The sequence below is a fragment of the Arsenicicoccus sp. UBA2120 genome, assembly GCF_002330965.1.
Taxonomy (GTDB): domain Bacteria; phylum Actinomycetota; class Actinomycetes; order Actinomycetales; family Dermatophilaceae; genus Arsenicicoccus; species Arsenicicoccus bolidensis.
Genome location: NZ_DCYC01000020.1, coordinates 2,994 through 3,292 on the forward strand (window position 1 = coordinate 2,994; position 299 = coordinate 3,292).

Annotated in this window: 1 pseudogene; it reads left to right on the plus strand. The window is 76.6% G+C overall.

Annotation, left to right across the window (positions count from 1 at the left end):
* Window positions 1-299 (plus strand): annotated as a pseudogene (locus B2P18_RS02090) (MFS transporter); the annotation flags it as partial.

Genomic DNA, 299 nt, shown 5'->3' on the forward strand with positions numbered 1-299 from the left:
CCATGGCGGGGGCGGCGGACATGGTGTCGGCGGCGTTCCGGCAGTCGATGCTGCAGTCGGCGGCGTCGCCGGAGGTGCGTGGCCGGCTGCAGGGGATCTTCATCGTGGTGGTGGCCGGTGGGCCCCGCATCGCGGACGTGGCGCACGGCTATGCGGCGGGCCTCGTGGGGGCGGCGTGGGCGACGCTGGCCGGCGGCGTGCTCGTGGTCGTCCTGGTGCTGGCGGCGTCGGCGCTGGTGCCGTCCTTCGCGCGCTACCGCGCAGACCTGCCCCCGGCGGAGGCATCGACCGGCCGTCGT